General features: G+C 65.6%; 6 protein-coding genes and 1 pseudogene. 4 read left to right on the plus strand and 3 right to left on the minus strand.

All coding sequences use genetic code 11. The features are described 5' to 3' along the window. The 3 genes and pseudogenes from DR046_RS24970 to DR046_RS24470 all read right to left on the minus strand — a co-directional run. On the minus strand, positions 1–130 hold a 130-nt coding region (locus DR046_RS24970; protein WP_370816445.1), incomplete at its 3' end, for an IS630 transposase-related protein. 478 nt (positions 131–608) lie between these two features. Continuing rightward, entirely contained in the window at positions 609–2,237 is a 1,629-nt protein-coding gene (gene groL / locus DR046_RS22200; protein WP_115384541.1) for a chaperonin GroEL, read from the minus strand. A gap of 44 nt (positions 2,238–2,281) precedes the next feature. Further along, positions 2,282–2,568 (minus strand): annotated as a pseudogene (locus DR046_RS24470) (GroES family chaperonin). Positions 2,569–3,124: 556 nt separating this feature from the next. Between DR046_RS24470 and DR046_RS22210 the strand changes: the two are divergent. The 4 genes from DR046_RS22210 to DR046_RS22225 all read left to right on the plus strand — a co-directional run. Next, complete coding sequence (locus DR046_RS22210; RefSeq protein ID WP_167767244.1) at positions 3,125–3,733, plus strand: TetR/AcrR family transcriptional regulator; 609 nt, start codon at positions 3,125–3,127, stop codon at positions 3,731–3,733. Continuing rightward, positions 3,730–4,971: an efflux RND transporter periplasmic adaptor subunit gene (locus DR046_RS22215; protein ID WP_115384543.1), complete on the plus strand. Its 1,242-nt coding sequence runs from the start codon at positions 3,730–3,732 to the stop codon at positions 4,969–4,971. Before DR046_RS22210 ends, DR046_RS22215 begins: the two co-directional genes overlap by 4 nt. Continuing rightward, entirely contained in the window at positions 4,968–8,258 is a 3,291-nt protein-coding gene (locus DR046_RS22220; protein ID WP_115384544.1) for an efflux RND transporter permease subunit, read from the plus strand. Before DR046_RS22215 ends, DR046_RS22220 begins: the two co-directional genes overlap by 4 nt. Positions 8,259–8,454: 196 nt before the next feature. Next, positions 8,455–9,076 (plus strand): IS5 family transposase (locus tag DR046_RS22225; protein ID WP_245191058.1); only part of this gene is annotated, 622 nt, incomplete at its 3' end.

Consider the following 9,076-nt stretch of genomic DNA (forward strand, 5'->3'; position numbering starts at 1 on the left):
GAGCGGCCGCCAACCGGACCGCCGTGCTGGCGCTTACACCGAAGACTTGCGCGGCTGCCCGTCGCGAATGACCTGCGGCGATGTAGCGCCAGATCCGTTCGCGAAGGTCCATCGAGTAGGGGTTGCCCATCCGTCCACCTCCTTCCCAAAGTGAAGCAGACCGATGATCCCAAGGGAATCCTCAACGATTCAGATCAGAAGCAAACCGCTTTAAGCCGTTGAAGCGGCTGTCCAAGGCTGATCGGGTGCACGGCGCAGGATGAGATGCGCCGGTTGGTTCAAGAGCGGTCCGACGCGGAATTGTGCCGCGAGTTCCTCCATCGATCAGCCCTGTCTCCGGCGACAGGCCAGTCCCGGACAGGTCCTATTCCTTCGTCTGCTCGCCGAGGCTGATCGGGGTCTTACCATTCGCGACGTCGGCAGTAGCAATGGCCCTTTCCCTTCACCTTCTTCGCCTTCTTGACTGCAAGATGGCCCCGTTGCAGGTCGCCCTTCGACCTTTTGATCTCCCTTGATCCTGACGTGTCGTTCCGAAGCAGTAGTCGGTGCCTGTCTCGATTGGGATGTGGTCCGGCCTCCCGAAGCCGCTGACCTCGGGACGCAGCCGTTCACATTATTTCGTCCAATTCGGGCATTCCGGCGCGCGTGCCGACCTTCTCGGACTTTTGCGCAACCATTGCTTCGGTCGTGATCAACAGCCCAGCGATCGACGCAGCGTTTTCGAGGGCGATCCGGACGACTTTCGTCGGATCGATTACGCCCGCCTTTAGCATGTCCACATATTCCTCGGCCTGTGCGTCGAAGCCGAAGGATCGATTGCCGTTCCCGATGACCTTTCCGACAACGACGGATCCGTCGACACCGGCATTTCCTGCGATCTGGCGCAGTGGAGCCTGGATCGCACGGCGGATGATGTTGATCCCGGAATCCTGATCGCTATTCTCACCTTTCAGTGTTCCCAACACCTTCCCGGCATGGATCAGAGCCACACCGCCGCCGGGCACGACACCTTCCTGAACCGCCGCGCGCGTCGCGTTCAGCGCATCGTCAACCCGATCCTTGCGTTCCTTCACTTCGACCTCGGTGGCGCCGCCGACACGGATCACGGCGATGCCCCCGGCAAGTTTGGCCAGACGTTCCTGCAGCTTTTCCTTGTCGTAGTCTGAGGTGGTGTCCTCGATCTGGGCGCGGATCTGCGACACGCGGGACGGGATCGCATCCTTGTCGCCTGCCCCGTCGATGATCGTCGTGTGATCCCTTGTGATCGAGATCTTCTTCGCCGTGCCGAGCATGTCCAGCGTGACGTTCTCGAGCTTGGTGCCCATCTCTACGGAAATCATTTGACCGCCCGTCAGGATGGCGAGGTCCTGCAACATGGCCTTGCGTCGGTCTCCGAACCCCGGGGCCTTGACGGCCGCGACCTTCAGCCCGCCGCACAGCTTGTTGACGACCAGCGTCGCCAGCGCCTCGCCCTCGATATCCTCGGCAACGATCAGCAGCGGCTTGCCGGCCTGAATGACCGCTTCGAAAAGCGGGACCATTGCCTGCAGAGAGGACAGCTTCTTCTCGTGCAGCAGGATAACGCAGTCCTCCATCTCGACGGCCATCTTGTGGGCATCGGTGATGAAGTACGGGCTGAGGTAGCCCCGGTCGAACTGCATCCCTTCGACCACTTCAGTCTCAGTCTCGAGGCCCTCGTTCTCCTCGACCGTGATCACGCCCTCGTTGCCGACTTTGACCATCGCATCCGCAATCTGCCGCCCGATTGTGGTCTCTCCATTGGCCGAGATTGCGCCAATCTTCGCGATCTCGTCCGTATCGCCCACCGGGCGGGACATGGACTTGATCTCGGCGACGACCGCCGCGACTGCCTTGTCGATGCCGCGCTTGAGATCCATAGGGTTCATGCCGGCCGCGACCGACTTCATCCCCTCGCGGACGATCGCCTGGGCAAGCACGGTGGCGGTCGTGGTTCCGTCGCCAGCTTCGTGATTGGTGCGCTGCGCGACTTCTTTGACCATCTGGGCGCCCATGTTCTCGAAATGGTCGGCCAGTTCGATCTCCGCGGCAACGGTTACGCCGTCCTTCGTGATGCGGGGTGACCCATAGGACTTGTCGATGATGACGTTCCGGCCCTTGGGCCCGAGGGTGATCTTAACGGCATTGGCCAGTGTATTTATGCCCTTGAGCATTCGATTGCGGGCATCGGTACCGAACCTGACGTCTTTGGCGGTCATGGAGGGGTGTTCCTGAAAATGAGATTACGGCATCGTCGTCGGTGTCAGGCCATGACACCGAGAATGTCGCTCCCCTTCATGATCATGAAATCCTCGCCTTCCGGCTTGATTTCGGTACCAGACCATTTCCCCAACGGGATCCGGGCGCCAGGCTTGACGCCCATGTCGATGCAGTTGCCTTTCTTGTCCCGGCCGCCGGTCCCGACGGGACCACCTCCCCTTCCTGGGGCTTCTCCCTGGTGCTGTCGGGCCTGGTGAGCCCGGCCAAGGCCTTTTCGCCACCTTCACTGCGGCGGATGAGAACCCGTCCATGGAGAAGTACGAACGGCACGAAGACGCTCCTTGTTCGACTTTCCAAGAGAGCATGGCAATGTTCGAAGGCCGTCGTGCACTCGCCATACCGGAGTGGCCATGCGTCGTAGGTGATGTGTCGCGGCTTGCGCGATAATGGCCTGTACAGAATAAACCTTCGGGCCGCTGAATGCGTAAAAGAGTCGTGTGGGCACGCGATTGCCGGCAATCCGCGCGACAGGCGCAGCCGACTGGCCGGAATACCGGAAGCACCGTGCGCATCACCGCGATCGGGCGCCGGAAAATCAGTGCAGGTGAAGTCAGTCATCAACCCGGCCCATGAACTCAGCAGATGCGTCCTCGACGCATCTGCCGAGGCCGGAGGCGCTCTGGGACCGCGGAGGGCTCTGATGGTGTGACCGCCCCCGTCGGCATCTGGCGTGACAGGGTGAGTCAGCGACGATTCATGAGGAGGGTTCTCATGAGCTTCTGGACATCACGCCAGAAGAGAATAAATGTTCATTCACGCCTTGTGAACACTCGCGACGCGCTTCGGAGACTGGCACTTGCCCCACGAACCAAGGGATCCTCCCCGTTTGCTCGACGCGGACCTCAGCGACCGCGCTGATGCCATACTTTCGCTCGCACGCGCGGCTTTCGTGGAGAAGGGCTTCGAGGGCGCATCCATGCAGGATCTTGCGCGGGCGGCCGGCATGAGCGCGGGCAATTTCTATCGCTACTTTCCCTCCAAGGCCGCGCTCGTCGACGCGCTCATTGCGCGCGACCTTCTGGAGATCGAGGAGCAGTTTCAACGTATCCTGACCTCGCCCGACCCGCTCGCCACCCTCAAGGCGGCGCTGCGCGAGCGGCTTGCAGCGGAGGATTGCCAGGCCGAGGGGCCGCTCTGGGCTGAGATCGTGGCCGCCAGCGCGCGCCGCCCAGAAGTCGCTGCCGCCCTGCGGCGCGTGGAGGACGGGGTCGTTCGCCGCGTGGCCGAAGTGCTGGCGGTCGTCCACGGCGTGCCGACCCACCGGGCGGAGGCACGCTTCGGCACCCACGGGCGGCTCATCTTCCTTATCATGCAGTCCGCCATGATCAGCGTTGAGGCAGAACAGCCTCAGGACGCTGACCTAACGGGACTAATCCTCCGCACCATCGACCGGCTTGTGGACGACGCGCTTCTCGAGACTCAGGACTTTTCATGACCGTCGCCGTTCGCGTTGCCCTCGTTCTCGCGCTCCTTGCCGCGCCCGGCTCGGCGCAGGAAGGCATTCACGTCAAAATGGCCGAGGCTCGGTCGTCCGCATCGCTGCCCGCCATCAGCGTGTCGCCCGTGGCCCCGGCCAGGCTTCGCGACCGCGTGATCGCCTCGGGCCTCGTCGCGGCCGTCGAGGAGGTGCAGGTGCAACCCCTCCTGGAGGGCCAGCCCATCGAGACCATCCTGGCGGAGGTGGGCGACCGCGTGCAAAAGGGCCAAGTCCTCGCGCGTCTCTCGACGGCCACGCTGGAACTGCAACGCAGCGAGCTCGAGGCGAGCCGGGCGCAAGTGCTTGCGGCCGTCGCCCAGGCCGAAGCGACGCTGGCCGAGGCGCAGACCAGCGCTGCGGAGGCGGAGCGCGTCGCTGCGCGCGACACTCAACTGGCGGAGCAGGGCTCTCTGCCAGGCTCGCGCGCCGAAGAATCCCGCGCGAGCGCCGACGCGGCCCGGGCCCGCGCAGCCGCTTCCGAACAAGGCATCGCCTCGGCCAAGGCGCAGGGAGCGCTGGTGGAGGCGCAGATCGATACGCTGGAGTTGCAACTTGCGCGGAGTGAGGTCACGGCGCCGGTAGGGGGGCTCATCGTTGCGCGCAGCGCCCAGATCGGCGCGGTGGCCTCCGCGTCGGGTAGTGCCCTCTTCACGATAGTGCGCGATGGCGCTCTGGAGCTGCGCGCCGAAGTGAGCGAGCAGGACCTCCTGCGGCTGCGGCTCGGCCAGACGGTGACGATGTCTGCCAGCACCGGCGCGCAGCCCGTGACGGGGAAAGTGCGCCTTGTGGAGCCCAGCATCGATCAGGCCACGCGGCTCGGCACCGCGCGCATCGCCATCGACGATCCCGAGCGGGTTGTGCGCGGCATGTTCCTGACCGCCGAGATCCTGGTGCGCGAGGCGGACGCCCTCGCCGTGCCGGTCACGGCAGTCCGATCGGGCGGTGATGAGTCAAACGTCATGCGTGTGCGCGGGAACCTCGTGGAGAGCGTACCCGTCGCCACGGGAATCCGCGACGGTGCGCTAATCGAGATCACTCGGGGACTGGGGGTGGGCGACCAGGTCGTCACTCGCGCCGCGGCGTTCGTGCGCGACGGAGACCGCGTCAACCCGGTCGTCGATGGGGCCGGGCCGGCGGCCGACATGGCAGCAGAGGCGACGGAACCGGACCACGCTCTGGGAGAACGAGGGCAATGAATTTCTCGGCATGGGCGATCCGCAACCCGATCGCCCCCCTCCTCCTCTTCGGGCTCCTGCTTCTTCTGGGCTGGCAGTCGTTCAACCGCTTGCCCATCACCCAGTTTCCGAGCATCGACGTGCCCATCGTTTCGATCTCCGTGGCGCAGTCGGGGGCTGCGCCCGCCGAACTGGAGAGCCAGGTCACCCGCCTCGTGGAGGATGCGGTGGCAGGTATCACCGGGGTGGACGACGTCACCTCCACCGTCACCGACGGGCTGTCCTCCACCGTGACCACGTTCCGTGTGGGCGTGGCTACCGACGAAGCGGTACAGGACGTCAAAGACGCCATCGACGGCATCGCGGGCGACCTGCCTGGCGACGTCGAGACCCCCACTGTCGCCAAGATAGACGCTGCCGGCGGCGCCATCCTCTACTACGCGGTGTCCGCGCCTGCGATGACCTTCGAGGAGCTGTCGTGGTTCGTCGACGACACGATCAGGAGCGAGCTTCAGGGCCGACCTGGCGTGGGTCAGGTGGACCGCTACGGCGGCGCCGAGCGGGAGATCAGGATCGACCTCGACCCGGCGCGCCTCGATGCCTACGGCATCACCGCAGCCACCGTGTCGGCGCAGATACGTGCCACCAACGCCAATCAGGGCGCGGGCCGCGCGGAGATCGGTCGAGGCGAACAAGCGATTCGCCTTCTGGGCGACCAAGGCGACGCCGAGCGCCTCGCCGCCACCGCCATCGCGCTGCCCGCAGGCCGGCAAGTGCTTCTGTCAGACCTCGGGACCGTAACGGACACGTTCGAGGATCTGCGGTCCTTCGCCCGCCTGGACGGGCAGGAGGTGGTGGTCTTCGCGGTGTTCCGTGCGCAGGGAGCGTCCGAGGTCTCCGTGCAGGAAGAAGTCGAGGCTTCCATCGAACGCATCCTAGCCGCCAACCCCGGCGTATCGATCAACCTCGTCGTGGACCTCGTCTACTCGACCTACGGCAACTATGAGGCCGCGATCCACACGTTGATCGAGGGGGCGATCCTCGCGGTTCTTGTAGTGTTCCTGTTCCTGAAGAACTGGCGCGCGACGCTGATCACGGCCGTGGCGCTGCCCCTGTCAGCCATCCCCACCTTCTGGGTGATGGACCTTCTGGGCTTCTCGCTCAACCTCATCTCGTTCCTCGCCATCACGCTCGCTACTGGCATCCTCGTGGACGACGCGATCGTGGAGATCGAGAACATCCAGCGCCACATCCGCATGGGCAAGTCGCCCTACCGCGCCGCCATCGACGCTGCCGATGAGATCGGGCTTGCCGTGGTGGCCACGACGTTCACGATCGTCGCGGTGTTCGTCCCCGTGAGTTTCATGCCGGGGATCGCAGGCCAGTACTTCATCCAGTTCGGCCTCACGGTGGCGGTGGCGGTGCTGTTCTCGCTCCTCGTGGCGCGCCTCATAACGCCGCTGATGGCCGCCTATCTGATGCGCTCTTCCGACGCCGACGCCCATGAGGAGCGCGACGGTTGGGTCATGCACGCCTACCTGTGGTTCGTGCGCGTAACCATGCGCGTGCGGTACCTCACGCTGCTCGCGGCGTTCGGCATTCTTGCCGGATCGCTCTACGTCATGGCGCAGATCCCGGGCTCGTTCATCCCGCCCGAGGACGCATCACGCATATCGCTCTCGGTGGAGCTTCCCCCCGGTGTAACGCTGGCCGAGACCGACGAGGCGACCGACCAGATCCAGAAGGTCATCCGCGACATCGACGGGGTCGAGAGTGTGTTCGTGCTGGGGGGGGCCTCGCCCGGCGGAGAGCGCGACGTTCGCCGCGCCGCCGTCACCGTGGTCCTCGAGCGTCTCGACAACACGTTGGAGCGCCGCCTCCTCGACCTCGTCGAGCAGGTCCCCGTCGTGGCCGGCATCGTGCCCGACGTCCCCTACCACGGCCGCAACGGCACGCTGCGCCCGCAATCCCTGATCGAGACCGAGATCGCCGCCGCCGTCGCGCCCCTTCCCGACATCCGGATCATAAAGCTCAGCGAAGGTGGCGGCGGCAGCGGGCGCGACATCTCCTACTCGATCCTGTCGACCAATGAGGCGGATCTCGGCGTCGCCGTGGCCCGGCTGGAGGGCGCTCTGCGCGGGGATCCGCTCCTGCAGGCAGTCTCGACCGAGGGCGCCCTGCCCCGGCCCGAACTGCAGATCACGCCACGGCCCGCGGAGGCCGCCCGCCTCGGTGTCTCGAGCGCCGCGATCGCCGAGGCCGTGCGCGTAGCCACCATCGGCGACTCCGACTCGGCCTTGGCCAAGGTGTCGATCGACGACCGGCTGATCCCGGTGCGCGTGCAACTGAACGAGGCGTCGCGCTCCGACCTCGCACGCATCGCGGCGCTGCGCGTGCCGACGACCTCTGGCGGCTCAGTGCCGCTGAACGCCGTGGCAGACATCGCCATGGGCGAGGGGGCAAGCGTCATCAATCGCCTCAACCGCGAGCGGGTGGCCACCATCGGCGCGAACCTTCCCGCCGGCGTGGCGCTAGGCACGGCGACGGAGCGCTTCAACGAGATCATCGCGTCCGTCGATCTGCCCGCCACTGTGCGCACGGCCACGTCTGGCGACGCGGAGATCCAGGCCGAGCTGTTCGCGAGCTTCGGCAACGCCATGCTGCTCGCACTGCTCCTGATGCTCGGGGTGCTGATCCTGCTTTTCGGTTCGGTTATCCAGCCCTTTACGATCCTTCTGTCGCTGCCCCTCGCCATAGGCGGAGTGGCCGCAGCCCTGGTCATCACCGGCAACGCCATCTCGATGCCGGTGCTGATCGGCATCCTGATGCTGATGGGAATCGTCACCAAGAACGCGATTCTCTTGGTGGACTTCGCCATCGAGATGCGAGCCGCGGGCCTCACCCGCGTGCAGGCGTTGGTCGAGGCGGGCCACAAGCGGGCGCGGCCTATCGTCATGACCTCCATCGCCATGTCGGCGGGAATGCTGCCCTCCGCTCTGGGTGTGGGTGAGGGGGGGGCATTCCGCGCGCCCATGGCCACGGCTGTGATCGGCGGGATCATCGTCTCGACGCTACTGAGCCTCGTCATCGTGCCGTCGTTCTTCCTGGTCATGGACGACCTGCAGCGCGGGCTGTCATGGGTGTTCGGCCGGTTCGTCAGCCCACGCGACGAGGAGGAGGCGCCGCCCGCATTGCGCGACCTCGCGGCGAGCGTCGCAGACACTCGGACCGAGACCGCCGCCCTGGCGGCCAGGCTGCAGCGCGTCGAGACCAATGGGACCTGGCCGAAAATCCACGTTGCGGAATAACGAGGGAAGCGCAGGCGGGACGGCGTTCGGAAATTGCCCACCGCTTGTCGATCATCGTGTGTTGTGTGCAGGTTACTCCTTTGTTGGTGGCCGAAGGAGCGGCTCCGAATCAGCCGGACATTCAGGCACAGGTGGTCATGTTGCGCGAAGCCTGCAAAGAATTCACATTGCGGCTCTAGCGACATAGCTGGGCGTGATGTCCAAGCCTGCACTGGCCCGCTACCGCACCCTGACTTGGCCCGCCTACAACAGGTCGCTGCGTGACCGCGGCTCGCTGACGGTCTGCTTGGATCTCGGCATGGCCTGGCATACGGCGCCATCGGGCAAGCGTGGGCGGCAGCAGACCTTCTCGGACGCAGCGATCCAGACGTGCCTGATGATCAAGGCCCTGTTCGGCCTACCGCTCCGGCAGGTGAGCCGGCGAGGCGCCAGTGGTTCGAGCCCGCCGGCGAACGGCTTCGTCGCGAGCTTGCTGGAGCTCGCGGGGCTCGGCTGGCCGGTGCCGGACTTCTCGACGCTGTGCCGGCGGCAGAAGACCCTGGCCGTGCGGCTACCCTACCGAGGCTCGCGCGGGCCGCTGCATCTGCTCGTCGACAGCACGGGGATCAAGGTGCGCGTCGAGGGCGAATGGCACGCGCGCGAGCACGGCGGGACCAAGCGCCGCGTCTGGCGCAAAGTGCATCTGGACACCTCCGACAACCTGTCGATTTCGCCTGGCGGTGAGGGTTTTGGCAGACAAGTGCGCAGGCTGGTGCGGTTTCGGCCCGGGCTGGCCGGCCAGAAGAGGGGTTCGAGGCGTGATGCCGGTCAGGCGGGCG

This window comes from Jannaschia formosa, from assembly GCF_003340555.1.
In the GTDB taxonomy this organism is placed as follows: domain Bacteria; phylum Pseudomonadota; class Alphaproteobacteria; order Rhodobacterales; family Rhodobacteraceae; genus Jannaschia; species Jannaschia formosa.